The organism is Pseudomonas costantinii, from assembly GCF_001870435.1.
GTDB classification, from domain to species: Bacteria; Pseudomonadota; Gammaproteobacteria; order Pseudomonadales; family Pseudomonadaceae; genus Aquipseudomonas; species Aquipseudomonas costantinii.
Genome location: NZ_MDDR01000061.1, coordinates 49,825 through 68,222, shown reverse-complemented (window position 1 = coordinate 68,222; position 18,398 = coordinate 49,825). Strand labels below are relative to the sequence as shown.

The 18,398-nt window shown below is 56.8% G+C and carries 31 protein-coding genes; 28 read left to right on the top strand and 3 right to left on the bottom strand.

Annotation, left to right across the window (positions count from 1 at the left end; all coding sequences use genetic code 11):
• Positions 1-137 precede the first annotated feature (137 nt).
• On the top strand, positions 138-521 hold the full coding sequence (locus BFL40_RS30145; protein ID WP_017479588.1) for a DUF6713 family protein: 384 nt from the start codon (positions 138-140) through the stop codon (positions 519-521).
• A gap of 170 nt (positions 522-691) precedes the next feature.
• Here the strand turns inward: BFL40_RS30145 and BFL40_RS30140 are convergent, their stop codons facing one another.
• From BFL40_RS30140 to BFL40_RS30130, 3 genes are all read right to left on the bottom strand, one after another.
• The gene (locus tag BFL40_RS30140; protein ID WP_071483912.1) at positions 692-1,477 is read right to left on the bottom strand and encodes a hypothetical protein; all 786 of its coding nucleotides are present in this window, start codon (positions 1,475-1,477) and stop codon (positions 692-694) included.
• A gap of 69 nt (positions 1,478-1,546) precedes the next feature.
• Positions 1,547-1,738, bottom strand: a complete 192-nt coding sequence (locus tag BFL40_RS30135) for a hypothetical protein (RefSeq protein ID WP_071483913.1) — start codon at positions 1,736-1,738, stop codon at positions 1,547-1,549.
• Between the two features lie 374 nt (positions 1,739-2,112).
• Positions 2,113-2,781, bottom strand: coding sequence for a LexA family protein (locus BFL40_RS30130; RefSeq protein WP_071487367.1), 669 nt, complete (start codon positions 2,779-2,781; stop codon positions 2,113-2,115).
• 121 nt (positions 2,782-2,902) lie between these two features.
• Here BFL40_RS30130 and BFL40_RS30125 point away from each other — a divergent pair, with 121 nt between their 5' ends.
• The 27 genes from BFL40_RS30125 (at position 2,903) to BFL40_RS30000 (ending at position 18,331) form a co-directional block, all read left to right on the top strand.
• Entirely contained in the window at positions 2,903-3,115 is a 213-nt protein-coding gene (locus tag BFL40_RS30125; protein ID WP_071487366.1) for a hypothetical protein, read from the top strand.
• Positions 3,116-3,144: 29 nt separating this feature from the next.
• Entirely contained in the window at positions 3,145-3,354 is a 210-nt protein-coding gene (locus BFL40_RS30120) for a hypothetical protein (RefSeq protein ID WP_071487365.1), read from the top strand.
• Between the two features lie 18 nt (positions 3,355-3,372).
• The gene (locus BFL40_RS30115; protein ID WP_071487364.1) at positions 3,373-3,615 is read left to right on the top strand and encodes a hypothetical protein; all 243 of its coding nucleotides are present in this window, start codon (positions 3,373-3,375) and stop codon (positions 3,613-3,615) included.
• Between the two features lie 161 nt (positions 3,616-3,776).
• The gene (locus BFL40_RS30110) at positions 3,777-4,493 is read left to right on the top strand and encodes a phage replication initiator YdaU family protein (RefSeq protein WP_071487363.1); all 717 of its coding nucleotides are present in this window, start codon (positions 3,777-3,779) and stop codon (positions 4,491-4,493) included.
• Positions 4,490-5,203, top strand: coding sequence for a replication protein P (locus BFL40_RS30105; protein ID WP_071487362.1), 714 nt, complete (start codon positions 4,490-4,492; stop codon positions 5,201-5,203). The genes BFL40_RS30110 and BFL40_RS30105 overlap by 4 nt, the downstream gene beginning before the upstream one ends.
• Positions 5,200-5,559 (top strand): hypothetical protein, encoded by a 360-nt coding sequence (locus tag BFL40_RS30100; protein WP_071487361.1) that lies wholly within the window; start codon positions 5,200-5,202, stop codon positions 5,557-5,559. The genes BFL40_RS30105 and BFL40_RS30100 overlap by 4 nt, the downstream gene beginning before the upstream one ends.
• Positions 5,560-5,569: 10 nt before the next feature.
• Positions 5,570-6,208 carry a hypothetical protein gene (locus BFL40_RS30095; protein ID WP_071487360.1) on the top strand — a complete coding sequence of 213 codons (639 nt, stop codon included), beginning with the start codon at positions 5,570-5,572 and terminating at the stop codon, positions 6,206-6,208.
• Positions 6,205-6,663, top strand: coding sequence for a NinB/YbcN family protein (locus BFL40_RS30090; protein ID WP_071487359.1), 459 nt, complete (start codon positions 6,205-6,207; stop codon positions 6,661-6,663). Before BFL40_RS30095 ends, BFL40_RS30090 begins: the two co-directional genes overlap by 4 nt.
• Before the next feature lie 91 nt (positions 6,664-6,754).
• Entirely contained in the window at positions 6,755-7,354 is a 600-nt protein-coding gene (locus tag BFL40_RS30085; RefSeq protein WP_071487358.1) for a recombination protein NinG, read from the top strand.
• Complete coding sequence (locus BFL40_RS30080; RefSeq protein ID WP_071487357.1) at positions 7,351-8,067, top strand: metallophosphoesterase; 717 nt, start codon at positions 7,351-7,353, stop codon at positions 8,065-8,067. The genes BFL40_RS30085 and BFL40_RS30080 overlap by 4 nt, the downstream gene beginning before the upstream one ends.
• Positions 8,064-8,258, top strand: a complete 195-nt coding sequence (locus tag BFL40_RS30075; RefSeq protein ID WP_071487356.1) for a hypothetical protein — start codon at positions 8,064-8,066, stop codon at positions 8,256-8,258. The genes BFL40_RS30080 and BFL40_RS30075 overlap by 4 nt, the downstream gene beginning before the upstream one ends.
• On the top strand, positions 8,255-8,533 hold the full coding sequence (locus BFL40_RS30070) for a DUF6378 domain-containing protein (RefSeq protein ID WP_071487355.1): 279 nt from the start codon (positions 8,255-8,257) through the stop codon (positions 8,531-8,533). Before BFL40_RS30075 ends, BFL40_RS30070 begins: the two co-directional genes overlap by 4 nt.
• Positions 8,530-10,077: a hypothetical protein gene (locus tag BFL40_RS30065; RefSeq protein ID WP_071487354.1), complete on the top strand. Its 1,548-nt coding sequence runs from the start codon at positions 8,530-8,532 to the stop codon at positions 10,075-10,077. The genes BFL40_RS30070 and BFL40_RS30065 overlap by 4 nt, the downstream gene beginning before the upstream one ends.
• Entirely contained in the window at positions 10,074-10,739 is a 666-nt protein-coding gene (locus tag BFL40_RS30060; RefSeq protein WP_071487353.1) for a hypothetical protein, read from the top strand. The genes BFL40_RS30065 and BFL40_RS30060 overlap by 4 nt, the downstream gene beginning before the upstream one ends.
• Entirely contained in the window at positions 10,736-11,101 is a 366-nt protein-coding gene (locus tag BFL40_RS30055; RefSeq protein ID WP_071487352.1) for a hypothetical protein, read from the top strand. The genes BFL40_RS30060 and BFL40_RS30055 overlap by 4 nt, the downstream gene beginning before the upstream one ends.
• Positions 11,098-11,457: a hypothetical protein gene (locus tag BFL40_RS30050; protein ID WP_071487351.1), complete on the top strand. Its 360-nt coding sequence runs from the start codon at positions 11,098-11,100 to the stop codon at positions 11,455-11,457. Before BFL40_RS30055 ends, BFL40_RS30050 begins: the two co-directional genes overlap by 4 nt.
• Entirely contained in the window at positions 11,454-11,792 is a 339-nt protein-coding gene (locus BFL40_RS30045) for an XkdD/Y8K6 family phage-associated protein (protein ID WP_139213480.1), read from the top strand. Before BFL40_RS30050 ends, BFL40_RS30045 begins: the two co-directional genes overlap by 4 nt.
• Before the next feature lie 1,117 nt (positions 11,793-12,909).
• Positions 12,910-13,236 (top strand): MFS transporter, encoded by a 327-nt coding sequence (locus tag BFL40_RS30040; RefSeq protein WP_071487349.1) that lies wholly within the window; start codon positions 12,910-12,912, stop codon positions 13,234-13,236.
• On the top strand, positions 13,233-13,574 hold the full coding sequence (locus BFL40_RS30035) for a hypothetical protein (RefSeq protein ID WP_071487348.1): 342 nt from the start codon (positions 13,233-13,235) through the stop codon (positions 13,572-13,574). Before BFL40_RS30040 ends, BFL40_RS30035 begins: the two co-directional genes overlap by 4 nt.
• Positions 13,571-13,870, top strand: a complete 300-nt coding sequence (locus tag BFL40_RS30030) for a hypothetical protein (RefSeq protein ID WP_071487347.1) — start codon at positions 13,571-13,573, stop codon at positions 13,868-13,870. The genes BFL40_RS30035 and BFL40_RS30030 overlap by 4 nt, the downstream gene beginning before the upstream one ends.
• Before the next feature lie 10 nt (positions 13,871-13,880).
• A complete protein-coding gene (locus tag BFL40_RS30025; RefSeq protein WP_071487346.1) occupies positions 13,881-14,153 on the top strand; it encodes a hypothetical protein in 273 nt (90 codons plus the stop codon).
• Between the two features lie 22 nt (positions 14,154-14,175).
• Positions 14,176-14,418, top strand: coding sequence for a hypothetical protein (locus BFL40_RS30020; RefSeq protein ID WP_071487345.1), 243 nt, complete (start codon positions 14,176-14,178; stop codon positions 14,416-14,418).
• A gap of 60 nt (positions 14,419-14,478) precedes the next feature.
• Positions 14,479-14,655, top strand: coding sequence for a hypothetical protein (locus BFL40_RS34165; protein ID WP_159440217.1), 177 nt, complete (start codon positions 14,479-14,481; stop codon positions 14,653-14,655).
• Positions 14,652-15,086 carry a proteasome subunit beta gene (locus BFL40_RS30015; protein WP_071487344.1) on the top strand — a complete coding sequence of 145 codons (435 nt, stop codon included), beginning with the start codon at positions 14,652-14,654 and terminating at the stop codon, positions 15,084-15,086. Before BFL40_RS34165 ends, BFL40_RS30015 begins: the two co-directional genes overlap by 4 nt.
• Positions 15,087-15,156: 70 nt before the next feature.
• Positions 15,157-15,663 (top strand): HGGxSTG domain-containing protein, encoded by a 507-nt coding sequence (locus BFL40_RS30010; RefSeq protein ID WP_235864663.1) that lies wholly within the window; start codon positions 15,157-15,159, stop codon positions 15,661-15,663.
• On the top strand, positions 15,638-16,933 hold the full coding sequence (locus BFL40_RS30005; RefSeq protein ID WP_071487342.1) for a terminase large subunit domain-containing protein: 1,296 nt from the start codon (positions 15,638-15,640) through the stop codon (positions 16,931-16,933). The genes BFL40_RS30010 and BFL40_RS30005 overlap by 26 nt, the downstream gene beginning before the upstream one ends.
• Positions 16,934-16,945: 12 nt before the next feature.
• Positions 16,946-18,331 carry a DUF4055 domain-containing protein gene (locus BFL40_RS30000; RefSeq protein WP_218027737.1) on the top strand — a complete coding sequence of 462 codons (1,386 nt, stop codon included), beginning with the start codon at positions 16,946-16,948 and terminating at the stop codon, positions 18,329-18,331.
• Positions 18,332-18,398 lie beyond the last annotated feature (67 nt).

The window sequence follows — 18,398 nt, the reverse complement described above, 5'->3', positions numbered from 1 at the left end:
GCTGGTTGCCGATGGGCGCGGGGAGGAGTGCTGACGGGTAGAGGCGCACAGGGGCATTAGCGTTTTGTCTTGGCAGCTAATATCATCCAAGCGCTGCATACATGGATGATCATTACTTTCCCTATGGGGCTGCTTAAATGGAAAGAAGCTACTTTTTGACGATGCTTTTACTGGTCCTTCATCAGATAGATGCTGCCTTTTGGCGCGAGTGGGAGTTGTTTTTCTTGCCCGGTGGTGTTCAAGGCTTTCTGCTCTTCAATGCCTTAGTCATACCCGTGTTAATGATTGGGTATCGGCATGTTTTACTGGGCACGAGTCGCGCGTCGTTCTTTGCCAAGATCTGCGCTGGTTTAGGTACGCTGACATTCGTTATCCATGCCGGACTCGCTCTGGCTGGCGCGCATCAGTTTCATTTGCCCGCTTCTATTGCCGTCATAATTCTTTGTTTGATCAGCTCGATATGGTTGCTGGTCAATACCCGAAATCACGATGCTAGGCTTGCTGACTCTCCTGCGATCTGATGCGTTTAAGCGGCTAGGCCGCGCCTTCGTACGCATCGGACTGCTCTCAGGCTTCCGGTGGAGGTTCTTGAACAGTCTCAAGCCTGCCGTGAAAGGTGGAGAGCAGTCCGATGCGCTCTCATAGAGAGGATCGGGCAGTTAACGTGAGGCTCACGTTTGGCGCTGGTTGTTCAGTCGTAAATTCCGTAGCTCAGGTCATCCGTATCGCAATCGATCAAAAGCATTGCGTTGCCGAAGTACAGGGCTGCCAACATGCGCTCCCACTTCGAATAAACCTGCATGTTAATGGCTAGCTTTTTGTCATCCAGCTTTGCGCTGTAGACCTCGCCAAAGGCGATGGTTGGTTTCCAGCGATCGCCGGTTTCACGTTCGCCTTTGATGCTCACGTGCAGAGCATGTTTCAGGCTGTAGTTGCTGCGTGAGGATGACGAGTAGTGGCTGCTCCGGTAACTGCCTTCTGGCTCCGGATCGAAGTAGATGTGAAGTGTTTTGTGTGAGTAGCTGCCGTCTCCTTCCTCAATACGGATTTCCGGACGCTCCCATTGGCCTTCTGCTGCGCTGTCCTTGTGATGCTCGATGAATTCGTCGAGCAGGGCCTTCAGCGATACCTCGCCAGCTATCAGGCCATCGCCGGTAAGCACCTCAGTGATCGACTTGTCCGCCTGCTCCAAGATGATTGCGCCCAGGCCAGCCGCTTCCCACCGCTGACGAAGCGCATTCGCCACTACTGCGTTGTAACGCTGAAGGTCGAACACGTCGGAGACGTTGGCCGGCAACGCAGCCTTGACAGCCTCCTTGATGGCTCCGCCGAAATCGCCATAGGAGCGGAAGGTGTCGCTAACAACTTCTTTGAACAGCTTCTCGATACCCTCGTCGATCAGCTCGCGCGGGCGGTCTGACTGGGCGTATGCAGTGACGCGCTCGGCAAGCAGCGCTTGAAGGGTTTGTTCGCTCATTTGAGGCTCCGTGCTTGATGGGTTGTTTTCCCGCTGCCACCGATGCGGTGGCAGAAGTGAAAAGGTCCGTCATGCAGTCAACGCGATCAGCTTCTGGCGGCAGTCGCGAACCTCGGCCATGCAGCGAGCGGCTTCAGTCTTGTCACCGCCGCGCAGCGCTTGCTTGGCCCAGTGCGTCCAGTCATCAATGAAGCCTTGAAGGTCCGCGGCGAGCGCTTGCTGGGTGCTGACGAACTGACCTTTGTCGTTACGAATAGCCATGGTGAATTCCTCTTGGTTGTCATCCCAAGCAGCCCTCGCGAGAAGGCTGCTCAGTGATGCTTTCCACCGTGACCCGCTACTGGCGTCGGTCACTGGCGTATATCTGATTTCAAAGAGCGGTTGGTTCCAGTCGGTCCCCGGGAGGGGGCTGGGAGATCACTTCGCTGATCCCGGGCTATCTGGCGGCTTCACCAGTCGTGTGGCGGGTCTTGTTAGGCCCTCTGAACTCTGTCTTAGCCGTTCATGGCTTAAATTTATGCGTATGCGACTTAGCTGTCAAGCCGGATATGGCTATTATTTTCAAAATTATTCGAATGCGGTTTTCGCCAGACACAAAAAAGCCCGCACATGGCGGGCTTCATTCCTCTCCGAGCTTATCTGCGTCTCATCCATGAGCCGGTAACAACACCGCAAATCTTCGTTTCTTCCGGCATCTGTATATAGCGGTCCGGGAAGTCCGGGTTGAGCGCCATAAGATATGTGCCGTCTTCTGTGATTTGTAGCCGTTTGAACGTTGTTTTGCGGTCAGGCTCTGGCGTACGTATAACAACGTCGCTGTTGTGCCTAGCCTCTACGCCTGGGTCCACGAGAATGATTTCACCGTCCCTGTACTCGGGCCACATGCTCAATCCCTTAATCTGCAAGCAGAAAGCGGAAGAACTGTGCGCGTAGGGGCATTGCAGCCATTCCTCGGCATCGTGTGTCTCTAATAGATCAAAGCTCTCGTCTAGCATCCCGGCTGCTACCCATGAAATCAAAGGTACTGGATCGTAAAGGCCCTGTCCTGAGCTGACGTTGGAGCCTTCTCCCTTTAGGCGATCGATCAGGCCGGAATCCAGAAGGTCCTGCGCTTCGATCTTGAATGCCTTAGCAAGACTATGAACCGTGCTGATCCCCGGGTCAGATTCTTCCCTTAGTGTGCGACCAATGGTTGGCTGGCCAATTCCCGACTTGGCCGCCAGCTTCTGCTGCGTATCCAGGTTCTGATTGCTGGACATCAAGTACTTCAGGTTATTGGCCAGAATTTGGCGTATTGAAAGCATCGGCTGACCCCTTATCCATATACGGTTAATGCTCCCACTAATCAATAGCCGTTTGTGACTTGACTCTAATATTCGTATACGACTACGATATGCGTGAACGACTCAAAATAGGTTTACCGCCATGTCCGTAGCCAATTTCCAACATGACCTGCTCGGCTTCATTAAGACCGAGCTGGAAAGCCGCTCCCACAGTCAGTGGCGGGCAATCAGCGAAGCGTCCGGTGTTCCGTACTTCACGATCTGCAAGATCGTCTACGAAGCCACCAAGGACCCTCGGATCAGCTCTGTACAGAAGCTGACCAACTATTTCTTGCAGCACCCAAAAGCCGCTTAACCCCTTCGAACAACCAAGGAGCCTCACCAATGGCATATGACGACCCAGCACACAAACGCAGCGCTGTTATCAAGGCACGTTACACCCCAGAAGACCTGCGCTACCTGCGCATGGAAGCAAAGCAGGCGGGCATGCAGCTCGCCACTTACATCCATGAGCTTTCAATGATCGCGCGCCGTTTGGGTGCTGCCGAACTGATCAGAGAGATGCATGCATGTGCACAGGATAAATCAGCTTAAGAGCCCTATGGAGGACCTATGCCTGAAAGAACCTTCGACCTCCTGGAAGAAGGGGCTCAGGACGAGGTTAGACAGTTAAGTGTCGAGCTCGGATGGAGCCTTGAACACGCGACGAAAGAGTACCTGCAAGCAGGTAGATCACTCGCGATCCAGGCCCAGATGGAGCAGATGAAGCGTAAAGCTCCCCTGCTTTCACTGGTTGAACACAAAAAGGGCCTCGAAAGGGCCGAAAGAGGAGGGGCTGATGAAGGTCCTGATTAGCGACAACCAAACGGCAGGCGAAAAAAAACCACCCGGCCAGGTGGTTTCTTCAACAGCGCATTGCATTTCGTACTGGAGTAAATAATGCCTATTACCCAATCCGCAGTCAACTATATCCAATATCCGCGCCCTCGTGACGTGATTCGAGGTGCAGCGTGAGCATGGATCTCATGGTGAAAGCCATGAAAACGAAGGTAGGAAATCCCCTTCGTAAGCTCGTACTTATCAAGCTGGCTGACAACGCTAACGATATGGGCGAGTGCTGGCCTTCATACCAGCACATTGCCGATCAGTGCGAGATAAACCGCAGCACTGTTCGTAAGCATATAAAGAACCTTCAAGAGCAGCGTTTGCTGAGGATTGAGAATCGCGAGGGCCCAAAAGGTAACTCTTCGAATCTGTACTTTCTAACCATTGGGGATGTAGGCCGAAATAGCACACCTGTAGGCCCAGAAAGCACAGCTGTAGGCCCACAGCCTACACCCCCTGTAGGCCCAGAAAGCACCAGAACCAGTCACTCTTTTGAACCAGTCATTGAATCAGTAGAGCAGTCGGTAGCTAAAGCTCCCTCCGCGCCTAAAAAGATTCAGAAGTTCGACCCGTTGATTGCTCGCCCTTTGTATGTGAGTGAGTCTACCTGGGCCGATTGGTGCCAGCACCGACGCGAGATCAAGAAGCCCCTGACCGCCACCACCTGCGCCAAACAGGCCAAGACCTTGGCCGGTCACCCCGACCCTGACGCCGTGATAAACCAGTCCATCAGCAACGGCTGGACCGGCCTGTTCCCGGATAAGGTTGGGACAGGCGGAAGGAGTGTGAGCAGTGGGCCTGACTTCAACAGCACCAAGTGGGCCGAAGGCCTTGTGGTGAGCCCATGAAGACCGTTCAGCAACTCATGGCTAACGCTGGGAACCTTCCGGACGTAGATCGCCCTGAATCGTTCCCAGTGACGCCACAGACGGCAGAAGTGGTGAACGATCTGTTCCGGCGCCTGCGCGGGATCTTTCCTGCATGGCGTCAGGCTTGGCCGTCCACCGAAGCGCTGGACGCGGCCAAGGCGGAATGGATCAAGGAGTTCGCCGCCGTCGGTATCCGCACGCTGGAGCAGATTGAACTTGGCGTGCAGAAGTGCCGGAAGCTGAGCCGCCCATTCGCTCCGAGTGTTGGTGAGTTCATCAGCATGTGCGTGGCTGGCCCGGAAGACTTCGGCATGCCCACCGCCGACGCCGCATGGATGGAGGCGCTGATGGGCACCTACAGCCACGACGGCGTGCGCATCGCTGCCAACGAGACCGGAATCTTCGACCTGCGCGCCGCCAAGCAGGAAGACAAAGGCCTTCGCGAGCGCTTCGACCGGAACTATGCCGTGGTGATCCGCCGCGCCCAGGAAGGCCAGCCGCTCAACGGAAAGATCCTCACCGGTATCGGCCACGACAGCCAGAAGACCGCCTTTGAGCTGGCCAACGAACTGGCCGACCAACAAACCCAAGCACGAATCCTTCAGCAAGGCATACCGGCCGACGGCAAGTCAGCCCGCGCACTGCTGCTGGCCAAGTTCGGCAAGAAGACAGCGGAGCAAAGGACATGACCGACAAGAGCCTATTCAGAGCCAAAAAGGATTTGGTAGTGAAGGTCTTCCTTCTCGATGACGGGGATGACCCTTTCATCTGTGCAGTTAACGGCGAGATTGGCCTTCATGGCCTGACTATGATCGAGGAACAGCTGAGCTGGGATCATGAGTTCAGCCGCGGCCCCGGCGAGTATATCTACGAAGCCGCTTACGACGATGGTCAGTACGACGAAATGGGTCGTTGCGAGATTCGACCCTTCTGGGAGCTGACGGAAATCTCTTTCGAAAAACACCCAGAACCCGACGCCTCGATTGATGGCTGTGCCAAATGCGGCGTAACCGATATTTCCTGTCTCTGCTGCATCCCATTCTGAGGGCTACGCCATGACCGACAACACCGAACTGAAGCGGCTGGTTGATCGCGTGCTGACGGATCGCCGTTTCTGTGGCGACGAAAACCACAAGGCTCTTGCTGATGGCGTCCTGGCCCTGATCGCCGAGAACGAACGGCTTGCAGCCAGCGTGAAGTTGAACCTGTGCGATTACCCGGCAATTCACCGCGGTGACGTAGACCTGCTGATCAGCTTCGTCAGCGGCACTTCCCAGATCGAGCTGGCAGAGCTCCACCAGTGCACACCACCAAATATCAGCCGGAAGATCCGGCGCGTGAAAGAACGTCTTGGCTGGAAGGCGGCCATGGGGCCGCTGGAAATTTGTGCCCGTGCCGATCAGTTGCGTGCATTGGCATCGCAAGGCGCGGTTGTCACTGCCGACCTGATGGCCGAGCGCGACCAGCTCAAGGCCGAGAACGAGGCGCTGCGCAAAGAGCGCGATGCACGTCACCCGTTCAAGCCCTTTCATGAGCCGGCAATTGGCTATTCCGACGGCTGCATGGTTTGCGGTCAGTGGGGTGGTCACTTTGGCCTGCCATGCCCGAAAACGCGAGTAACCGCCCAGGCTGATTTGCCAGAAACCCGATCCGGCCAGATCGGCGGCGCCATCGGCAAGGGAGAGCAGTCATGAGCGAGAAGATCCGCATCAGCTCCCTGGCCGAGCTGTCCACCCTGCAAGCAGCCATCCGCAAGAAGGGCTTCCCCTGCAACGTGACCATCACCGGTGCGTGCCGCAGCCTTCCCCAGAACGCCCTGTTCCACAAGTGGTGTGAGTGCGCGGCCCAGTTCTTCGTGTCCATGGGAAAAACCACGTTCGCCACCGGTGCGCCGATGAATATGGAGAACATGAAGCGCAACCTGAAGCTGACCTTCCTGGGCGAAGAGGTTATCCGCGACATAAACCTCAAGACCGGCGAAGTCACCGAGCGCTACGAACTCAAGCACACGAGCGATCTGGACAAAGGCGCCATGCACTCGTTCATGACCTGCATTGACGCCTGGGCAGCTGAACACGGGATCTACCTGCCGCATCCCGAAGACAGCGAGTACATGAAGATGCGTTGCAACATGGGGGAGGCAGCATGATTTGGCTCATTGCGCTGATCCTCGCCCTGGGCGGCCAAACCTTTGCAGCGGTGATGCTATGCCTCATCGCCGCTGTGATGGAGGCGTGAATATGAGCCTCCCAGCCAAACAGCCCCGCCCAAAAACCTGCAAGAACCCAGCATGCGGTGAGAAGTTCGTCGCTCAACGCCTGGGTCAAGCCGTGTGCAGCCCCAAGTGCGGCCTAGCCATCAAGCATGTGAACGAGGACAAGGCGCGCAAGTCGCTGGATCAGGTGGGTCGCGCCGATATCCGTGTGCGCAAGCAAGCGCTCAAGACTCGGGCCGACCACATGCGTGACGCGCAGAAAGCGTTTAACGAGTTCATCCGGGTTCGTGACCAACTCGCCGGCCACCCGTGCATATCGAGCGGCCGGCCGCTGGACTGGGCCGGTAACGCAGTAGATGCAGGGCACTACAGATCCGTCGGCGCCGCACCGCATCTTCGCTTCGATGAGCGCAACTGCCACGCCCAGAGCAAGCAGGACAACCGCTATCTGTCTGGGAACGCCATCGACTACCGCATCGGCCTGATCAAGCGAATCGGCCGAGACGAGGTTGAACTGCTCGAGGCTGACCAATCGGTGCGCAAGTACACCATCGAAGACCTGAAAGCCATCACCGCCGAATACCGGGCAAAGACCAGAGAACTCAAGAAGGGGCAAGTCGCATGACGCAGGTAAAGCGCTTCGCCGTAAACACTGCTGGCCGGGATTTCGCGGTTGGCGACATTCACGGGCACTTCAACCGGTTGCAGGCCGCGCTCGATGCCGCCGGTTTTGATCCTGCAGTCGACCGCCTGTTCAGCGTTGGCGACCTGGTAGATCGCGGGCCTGAGTCGCTGGACGTCGACGAATGGGTTCTCCGCAAGCCTTGGTTTCACGCTGTGCGCGGAAACCACGAGCAGATGACTGTTGATTCGTATGCCTCAGGGCGCACAAGCGATGAATGCGGTATGCACTTCATCAACGGCGGCCAGTGGTTTTACGGCCTTTCCAGCGTGGAGCAGGGCTGCTACGCAAGCATCCTACAAGACCTTCCCATCGCGATTGAGATTGAGACGGCTCAGGGCCTCATTGGGGTCGTTCATGCAGACGTGCCTCGCGGTAGCTGGGAGGAGATGCTTGCCGCACTTGCAGGGCCTTCGGCGGAGGCTGAGCACGCCGCCGCAATGGTCCAATGGTCCAGAAAGCGCATCACCGACGACAACCGCAGTGGTGTGTCCGGTGTAAGGGCCGTGATCGTAGGCCATACGCCAATGCGCTATCCCGCAATCCTCGGCAACGTCTACCACATCGATACAGCTGGCTGGGCAGACGGCCATTTCACCTTGATTGATCTGAATACGCTCGAATACTCGCCACAAGATTGGGAGTCGCGGCCATGAACTGGAAAGCCATCAGCAAGAATTGCATGTCCTCCGACGAGGGCTATCTGCTCAGCCGATACGCGATGGAGTCTGGGTTTGCGTACGTCTGCCGGTGCCCGAAGGGAAAGATCATCCATTCCGGCAAGGATCAGGACAAGGCCAAGGCGGCGTGCGTTGAACATCTGAACAACCAGAAGGTGGCGGCATGAAAGCTCACGAATTCCTCGGTAAGGCCCAGGCGCTGATGCTTGAGCGCGGCCAGCAGTACGACAAGCCAGAGGGTGAGCGCAGCATGGCCACCACTGTTTCGGCCTTCAACACCATCACCGGTCAGAAGCTGAGCGAGGCCGAGGGATGGTTGTTGCTACAAATTCTCAAAGACGTGCGCCAGTGGCAGAACCCGGCCTACCACGCCGACTCCGCCGAAGACTGTGTCGCATACGCCGCCCTGAAAGCCGAAGCCCTCGCCGGAGATGCCCAATGATCAAAGTAACCGACGAGCAGATCATTGAGGCGTTGAGCGCCATGTCTCACTCCCAGGCTGCAAAGCATCTGGGGCTTCATGCCAGAACACTGTCCAAGCGTAAGGCACGCATGGCCAGTAATGGGCTTATGGTTCCAGCGTCAGCTGATGTGCGCACGGTTGAGTCTGTTAGCGCCCAGTGCTACGTCATAACCGCCGCGGTGAATGCTACCAAGGTCCACTCGGCGTTCCTCAAGACGTTGCAGCTCTACTGCTCGGTCAATGGCGCCAAGCTGATCGTGATCCCGATGCGCTACAAGAACCCGACCAGCCGGGAGGAGGGTGGCAGCGACGAGTGGTGGGATTCGCGCCTGGCGCCGTACATCATCCATGAGCGGACCAAGATCGCTCGTGGATTGGTGGTGCTGGCTGATATCAAGGTTCAGCCCACCGCCGCGAACCCTTTGCAAGGCTGGCTGACGGTTAGTGGCACCTCGTCGGCGATCCTTGGTCACACCAAGATCGCACTTAAGCCGGTCGCCACAAAGGTCGGCGACCCTGCCAAGCTGGTGATGACAACGGGTGCTTGCACCGTGGAGCAGTACAGCGACACCAACGCCGGGGCTAAAGGCTGCTTCCACCACACCCTGGGCGCCGTGGTAGTCGAAGTAGACGGTAACAACAACCACATCCGCCACATTTGCCCGCTGAAGGACGGCAGCTTCTACGACCTAGACACGAAATACACCGTGAAGGGCGCTGAGTACGAGCCTGAGGTCGAAGTCCTCACAATGGGCGACGTCCATGCCGAGATGGCTGACCCGCGCGTCACGCAAGCCACCAAGGCGCTTGCCGAGCGCGTGCGCCCTCGCTTTCTCGTGCTTCATGACGTGCTCAATTTCGGGTCGGCCAGCCATCACGCCAGGTACTTTGAGAAGTTCCGCCGCCACGTCACCGGGACTTCAAGCGTGCTTCGCGAGCTGACCACCACCGCCAAGCACGTAGATCTTCTTTCTTCATTCGCCGGCAAGACCATCATCGTCGGCTCGAACCATAACGAGCACTTTGGTCAATGGCTGGAGAAGTCGGAGCACGCCCACGACCTGGAAAACGCACTGGTCTACCACGAAACCAAGGCCGCAATGCTCCAATCCATCCACGATGGCAGCTACTGTGACCCATTCAAGTACTGGATGGACAAGCTGATGGCATCGGCGGACCGCCTGCAATGGCTCAAGCCTGGCGATTCCTTCGCCCGTCACGGCATCGAGTTCGGTTGGCACGGACACAAAGGACCTAATGGGGCCCGCGGATCTACCCGCGGCTTTGCCAGCATCGGCGCCAAGGTCACCAAGGGTCACGGCCATGGCGCGGAGATCGTGGACGGCGCGCACTCGGTCGGCACCAGCTCCAAGATGAACATGGGCTACAACGCCGACAGTCCGAGCGGCTGGACGCACACGCACGAAATTACCTACCTGAACGGTAAGCGCACGCTGATCCACTGTGTCGGTGGCGCGTTCTTCCGTAGCGAACCTTCCGTAGCTAAAGGGGTGGCAGCATGACTTACCGCAACGTTGTATCCGCTGTTGTCCGCGCCCTGGCTGCCGAGACCATAAACTCGGCTGGCGGGTGCAATCTGGAGCCTCGCGTTCAGTGCGCCAAGCAGAAAGGGGAGATCAGCGGTAAGGAATGGTCGCTCCTACAGGACTGCATCGTGCACAAGCTGCTCCACAAGGTGCTGAGCCAGCGCCACTGGTTCGCCCTGACCGCCAAGTTCAGCACGCACAATGGGCGCAAGATCGAGGCTACCGGGCGACTGGTGGCTATCGTGACAAGCCCGGCACCGAAGTTGTTCACCCAGCGCGCAGTTACAGCCTGGGCAATTCCTCAAATCAAAGGCGTGCGCAAGGAGCCTGTGAAGGCCAAGGCGGTCGAACTCGACAAAGACGCACCAGCGTGGCGGGTTGAGGCAGCAAAGTCCGCAGTCGAGCGCGCAAACGCATCTGCGGCCAAGCGCCGGACCTCGCAGCAGGATGGGCCGATCATTCTGGCAGATTCCAACTACGACATGACCACCTGGGACGCCCAAGGCCTCGACGACCGCACCTACCGCCGCTGGCGTCATTCCATCCATAAAGCCCTCGAAAGCCTTGTGGATAACGCTCTGGTAGAAGCACAATTGATTCTTGAGGAAGCGGGCGTACTTGGGGAGCAAGCAGCATGACCAATCAGGCCATTGATCAACTTGTCCTATCTGTCGGGTGTCAGCGCCTGCCTTCTGCTTCCACCTGTACGGTGTTTATCATTGATAGCCATAACGATCCTGCAAAGTGCGCCAGGATCGAGGCCGAGATGCAGCTCAGGGGCTATAGCGCGATCGTTGTCACCGAGGCGCAATATGCCGAACTGGCTTCCGCCGGTTTCAATAGCGATCTGATGAATGTCGTGACGGGAGAATTTCACGCAACTGGGATCGACTATCTTGGCGGAATAATCCCATCACCAGATAACAGGCCTTGGCCAAAAAAGAAGCGGCCCATTCAGCAGCATTCGTCGCTGCGCAACCGATGGGGGCAGATCAGATGAGCATCATAAGCGATCAGGAGTTGCTGGAACTGGCTGCAAAGGCTGCGCGCGCCTCCGGCCTAAACATCGGCCAATGGTATGACGCAAAGCAGGCGCACCATGTGGATGATGAGTCCAACGGCTCCGAATACTGGTGGGTACCGCTTGATGACGACGGCGATGCGCTGCGGTTAGCGTGTGCCTTGTACTTCTACATTGAATGCAATGGCGAAAACATCATTATTTACCGGTCAAATATCCTTGGCGGAACTGAGGATATGATAGAGAAGCCTGAGGACAATGGAGGTTGCAGAATGGTTGCGATGCGCCGCTGCATCGTCCGCGCCGCTGCCGAGATCGGGAGAGCAATGCCATGAGCAAGCACACACCAACACCGTGGACCTGTTCAAATGAAGGCTGGGGTGACGGTATGGCCGATGTGCGCGGGCCAGACCATCAAATGGTATGCCGCATTCCTATTTTACTCGACTGCCCGTCTGGCGATGGAGAGCTAGTCGATAACGCTGAATATGAGAAGAATCGAGCCATAATTCTCGCCGCACCTGATCTTTTTGAGGCGTGTTCAGCTCACCTTGCCGCCCTCGCATCCCGTCGCAGGGACGGCAAGGAGGATCTAGTGCAAGAAGAGGCTATGTATCAGGCCTGGAAGGCCATGATGAGTGCGGTGGCCAAGGCCAGAGGTGCGGCATGAGGAAATACCTGCCAATCTGTGCAGGAATAGGCACAGCTATCCTAATGTGCATTTTGCCCACCACGGACTGGCTGGTATTGGTTCGCCTCGTTGCGGGTTCTGCTGCGTGCGGGGTTTTCTACGCGAGTCTGGATAGGCCATGGGGTACATCATGAAAGTAAAAGTCAGAGAGGCTTTAGAACCTGCACAGTCAATCCGACCGATAAGCCGAGAAACTTACGGATCTGACGTGGGAAAAGCACCAAACGAGCATTGCTTTTGGGATGCGGATTGGGGGATTTGGACTGATAACGATGCTCATTTTCGCGAAAGGATCAAAAAACTTACCTCGCAGGCATAAATACCGCTTGCATTAAATGTCCGCGTGTCCGAATATTACGTCATCTTGGGTTATGTACGTTTGTATGTAGTGCAAGAAGAAAGCCCGGCCATTGTGTTGGGCTTTTTATTGCGCGCCAAATGCCGTGGGCCGAAGGCTTGTCCTACCCGGCGGGAGTCGAAAGATAGCCTTTGCCCGCAGATGCGGTCGTCTTTATCGGAAAGCTCATCACCGTAGGCCGCCTCGGAGCGGTGGCACTGGCAGCAGTTCAGCGGAAATGCGGGACGCACAGGCAGCTGATGAGCTTTACCGATGCAGATGAATGCGCAGGCTGTTGCGCGACCTTAGTGAATCGCGGGTTTTCGGTTGCTGAGTGAAATTTACACGGATGGATCAATAAACCTCGCAGGCGTGAAGGTGTGCCCGTGGTCCCGGATCTGGACGCCCAAGAAGTATGCGAAAAGTGCAACCATGCCGGAGATCAGCGCCGGCCATCTGCAACACGCTACACCGGCAGTGAATCAGCAAATCGCTGAGGATCAGACCGGAACGCACCGCCAGGTGGAAACACTCGGCGCCAGATAAAGGTAACCGGCACCAATTCCAACTAGTGCAAAAAATGCCCTAGTTCATTTAGAGGCCTCGCCATTGTGCGGGGCTTTTTCGTTTTCAGCTCCACCACACCCGTTGCCCTGAGCCGGGAGTGCTGCTTGGGGCTGACCTACTCCGTTGTTCCCCAGCGTTTGGGTGCTCACACCACCCTTTTTTATTCACTCATGCAACTGAGAGGTCGAGCGCATGGAATTCCTTCATCGCCTGCTCGACAAAGCTGACTTGATCCTGGCTGGTATCGTTGGGGCCGTTGTCGCCAGTTGGTGGCACAAGGATGATCTAACCGACTGGCGTTCCTGGGTGATCTTCTTGGTCACCGGCATCGCCTGCGCCTTCTACCTGACCGGAATTGTCTGCATCAAGCTTGATGTGGTTGACCCCAGCAACGTTGCCGGCGTCGGTTTCCTCTTGGGTGCCTTTGGCGGGTCGATGATGACCGCCGTCAACCGCGCCATCAAAGCCGCTGACCTTTGGGCGCTGATTCGCTCGAAGTTCGGGGGAGGCAACCCATGAGCATTCAAGACCTGAGTACAACCTTTATCGCCATCATCTCCCTATGGGCTATGTGGTGCGTACTGAGTCACAAGGTGAGAGACGGCATTGTCGGCAAGATCATTTATGCAGCTATCGCGGTATCGGGCTTTGTCATTGCAACTCGTGGCGAGACGATATTCATTTCGCCTACTACTGCTGGCGTCACCTTCAACGGAGCGCTTGCATTGGCTGGCCTAAGACACTGGTTCGTGGCTAACCACTGGCCGCGTGTCAAGGCCTGGCTGTGCCGCTACCTGCATTGCGAGCAGTGCCTGAATGAACCCGAAGCGCAAGCGCGCAGGTCTGGTGACAAATGAAAACCACTATTGCTTGGATCATCCACAGCATCCTTCCTGCATGGATTGCGAAATTCTTTATCGAGGCTCCAACCATGTCTGACGAAACCCCAGTAGTTGTTCCTGATGAAGCGCCTGCGCCAGTTGTAGCCGAGGCCGCGCCTGTAGCCGTTGTGGTCGCTGTGCCTGTCGTAGCCGCTCCGGCGCCTGCCGTTCCAGCAGTAAACACCGACACCCTCAAAGCTCTGCTGCTGACCCTTGGTCACGACATCGAAGCCGAGTGGGACCACCTGGTCGCACTGGCCAAGAAGCTGTAAGGGGAACGACATGTTGGATGAATTTGGTAAGACCATCCCCGGCACCGAAGACGCTCCAGTAGACGCGGTAGATGAGCATGTCCCAGACGTTGAGCCTGTGGCTGAAGTGGCCCCCGAGGTCGCGCCGGTTGTTGAGGCTCAAATGGTCGAGGCCGCACAGGCAGAACCAGAAGCCCCAGCTGCCGATGTCGTCGACAAGTTGGAAAAGATCCTGAGCGCCGTCGGGTACACGCTCCCACCTCTGTGGGCTGAAGCTGTAGCGCTGGCACGCAAGACCATCTGAAGCAAATCAAAGGTGACTCGCGATGAAGCTGATCATTAAGCGTGTTCCGCATGCCATTGCGGCCATTACTCTTGGCGCAACAGGCCATTTGACGCAAAGGCCCAAGGAAAGCAAGGAGCGGCCATTTGCCCTGTTTACCGAGGATGGCGTCATCCTGCCCATGCAGCAGAGCGTGGTTACGGAAAGCCTTGCTGGTAAATGCCCAACAGTGACGGTGACGTTCTACCTCAACGGGGAAGACATCAAGGTCCAGGGCGACGATTAAACCAAAGGGCGCCAAGCTCATTGCCGGCGCCACTCTATTCGTACACCCACGGTGACTGATATGGCCAAGCTCACACTGAAGGCCTATTACCCGTGGTGGTTCAGGTTCTACGTAGTGGCAGTGCATACCTTCGCTTATCTCGCCGGCCTTGAGGCTGATTACGAGAAGCTCCAAGCCCAGGCGCGCATCGCTAAGCGGTACCGTGAAGTGATCCCTACTGACGAGGCGACCCAATGACCACGATCGCCTACAAGGACGGCATCATCGCCTATGACGGTCGAGTAACGGCTGGTCGCACAATCGTCTACGACGACTTCGACAAGCTGAGAGAGCGCGATGGTGCATTCTTCCTAGGTACTGGTGCTACGAGCGAGATCAATGAGCTGATCGGCCTCTTCTTTGGTGAGGAGATCGTCGGTGAGTGCGGAGCAGAGGCTATTGTCGCCCAGGACGGCGTGCTTACTCTGATCGGGTACTACGAGGGCAAGCTCTCCAAGACTCCGATGCTGCTCGACCGGCCCTACGCTATCGGCAGCGGTATGGACCACGCACTGACCGCATTCGACATGGGCGCGTCTGCTTACCAGGCAATCGAGATGGCCATGAAGCGTGACAGCTGCACAGGCGGGAAGATTCGAACGCTCACCGTGACCAAGCCAACCGAATGAGCATTGAATGGCGTTCGAACGACGTTCAACACGCCATCCTGAAAAACAAACCCTATGAATGAGGCTGACTATGGCCCTATGCGGCGCAAAGAAGCGCGGCAACGGGGAACCATGTAAGCGTCACGCGGTGCCCGGTTCCTCTCGCTGCAAGCTGCACGGCGGCAAGAGTACAGGCCCGAAGAACGCCTCCGGCAACCAGAACGCCCGTAAGCACGGGATCTACAGTCAATTCCTCACTGATGAAGAACAGATTTCATTCGATAGTGCTGAGCTAGAGCGGGTAGACGATGAGTTGAGGCTGGCAAAGGTGCTCATTGGTCGCGTTCTCAAGTCATTGGGTACGCCTGAAGAGACTGGTAGCAAGGAAGGGTGTGGCAGCGGTAGCAATCTCGACCAGATTTACGACCGCTACCTTGGCCGCATTGAATCGCTGACCAAGACCCGCGAAGACCTTGAGACCAAGCGCCTGACTAACGAGAAGCTGCGCAGAGAACTGGAAGATCCGAACAAAGGGCTGCCTGAGCCGAAGCAAGTAATCATCGGGGTGGAAGATGCAAGCGACCCTGAAGCTGAATAGGCCACAGTTCGAGTTCATCAGCTACCCCAAGAAGTTCTCGGCGTTTGTTGGTGGATACCGTAGCGGCAAGACCTTTGTCGGCTGTGTGCGCATGTGCATCAACGCGCTTGAGCACCCAGGCATTCCACAGGGTTACTTCGCTCCGACCTATCCGCAGATTGCTGACATCTTCTACGAGACGATGCCGGAGGTTGCTTCCTCTTTTGGCCTGTTCGCTGACATAGTCCCAAGCAAGAAGCGCGTCTACCTGCGCGACAACCTTGGGCGCTGCTTGAGCACCATTGTGTGCAAGAGCATGGAGCACCCGCACCGTATCGTCGGTTTCAACATTGCCCACGCGCTGGTCGACGAGATCGACTGTATGCCGATCAAGAAGGCCGATAGCGCCTGGAAGAAGATCATTGCGCGGATGTCGACTGTTTGGCCTGGCCGTGACCAGAACACTGTCGACGTCACGACAACACCTGAAGGTTACAACTGGGTTTATCGCAAGTTCGTGCGCGAGCTGGCCACCAGTCCAAGTCAGCGCCCGCTTTATGGCATCGTGCATGCCAGCACACGGGATAACGCGAAGAACCTGCCAAAGGACTACATAGGGTCGCTGAAGGAGTCCTACCCGGCGAACCTGGTGGATGCCTATATCGACGGCAAGTTCGTCAACCTTGTGTCAGGCAGTGTGTACCCGAGCTTCGACAGGGTGCTAAACCATACTAGCGAGACCATCAAGCCTGGCGAGCCGTTGCACGTCGGCATGGACTTCAACATCAGCCGTATGGCGGCGATGGTCCATGTCATCCGCGATGGCAAGCCGATGCTGCTGGGTGAAATTACGCACGTATTCGACACCCCGGCGATGATCGTTGCCCTGCAAGAGAAATACCCAGGCCATCACATCTCGATCTATCCAGATGCCAGCGGCAAGAACCGCAAGAGCGTCAACGGGAGCGAGACAGACCACAGTCTGTTGCGGACTGCCGGCTTCACTCTAGTGGTCAACCCGGCTAACCCTGAAGTGCGTGACCGCGTGCTCTCTGTCAATGCCATGTTCCTGAATGGCGAAGGCGAGCGGCGCTATCTGGTCAATACCGAGCTGTGCCCGGTCGCTACCAGCGTTCTAGAGCAGCAGACATACGCCGAAGTCGGCAAGCCGAATGCTGGTGAGCCGAACAAAGATGGAACGGAAGACCCGAACGACGCACTCGGATACTTCATTATCAAGCGCTTCCCGATCGTCAAGCGCACAACCACCATTCGCCCATTCTCCGCATAACTGGACTACGCCATGAGCAATAGCGTTCGCAAGCGCTCCGCCAAAATCGAAGCGATGGCGGAATGCTGGCCCATGATCAAGGCCCTGCTTGGCGGGACTGGAAAGATGCGGGAGGCAGGAACCACCTACCTCCCTCAGTGGCCGAATGAAGATCAAGGCTTCTACAACGCTCGCCTGGGCACAGCGACTCTCTTCCCGGCCTTTGCCCGCACCATAGATGTTTTGTGCGGCAAGCCATTTTCCAGGCCGCTCACTTACGGCGAAGACACGCCCAAGACGATCCTTGAGTATTGCGAGGATATCGACTTGCAAGGCCGCAACATGCATTCCTTTGCCGCCAGCATTACGGAGGAGGCGATGGCATACGGCATCTGCGGGATTCTAGTTGACTATCCGCAGGCAGCGGGCATCCGGAACAAGGCCGAAGAGGTTGCTGCAGGTGTCCGGCCGTACTTTGTGCAGATCTGCGCAGACAACCTCCTTGACTACGCATCGGAACGCATCAAGGGGGTTGAGACCTTCACGATGCTGCGCTTCCTTGAGGCCGTGACCGAAAAAGTCGACGAATTCAGCGAGAAGCAAATCGACCAGGTCCGTGTACTTTTCCAGGGCCGCTGGGAGACATACCGCGAGAAGCAGAACGCCCAGGGTGACTTGGAGTGGCTTCTTCACGCTCAAGGGAAATCAACCCTGACCAAGATTCCGTTCGTGCCAGTTTACGGTAAGCGCCTTGGCTTCATGCAGGCCATGCCGCCTCTGCGCGAGCTTGCGTTCATGAACGTCGAGCACTGGCAGTCGAAGTCGGATCAGCAGACCATTTTGCACGTTGCGCGAGTACCTATCCTGTTTGGGGTTGGATTCGGCGACGAGGACAACCTCACTGTTGGTTCTGCTACTGCAATCACATCTGACAAGATCGGCGCCACGCTCACATACGTTGAGCACACAGGCAAAGCGATTGAGTCTGGACGCGTTTCAATCCTCGACATTGAGGACCGCATGCGGCAGGTGGGTGCCGAGCTGCTTGTAATAAAGCCCGGCAAGATCACCGTAGCTCAGACCCTTTCCGACAACGAGCCCGGAATGTGCGCACTACAGCGCATCGCCCAGGACGTAGAGGACTCGCTCGACCAGGCTATGCAGCTCATGGCTGAGTGGATCGGAGAGAGTGAGGGTGGGCACCTGTCCATTTACAAAGACTTCGGCGCTGCATCGCTTGCAGAAGCCTCCGCTGACCTGTTGCTAGAGATGAACGTTGCTGGTGTTCTGTCCAATGAAACGCTGTTCAGCGAGATTCAGCGGCGCGGAATGGTCAAGGACGGCATTACCTGGCAGCAAGAGCAGGACCGGATCAAGGTCCAGCCAGCGAAACAAGGGGTAACGCTCCCAGGCGTTTAACCCAATCACCGAACACCGCCCTGGCACTCGCTGGGGCTTTTTTATGGGCGCGATTCCGGATGGATAG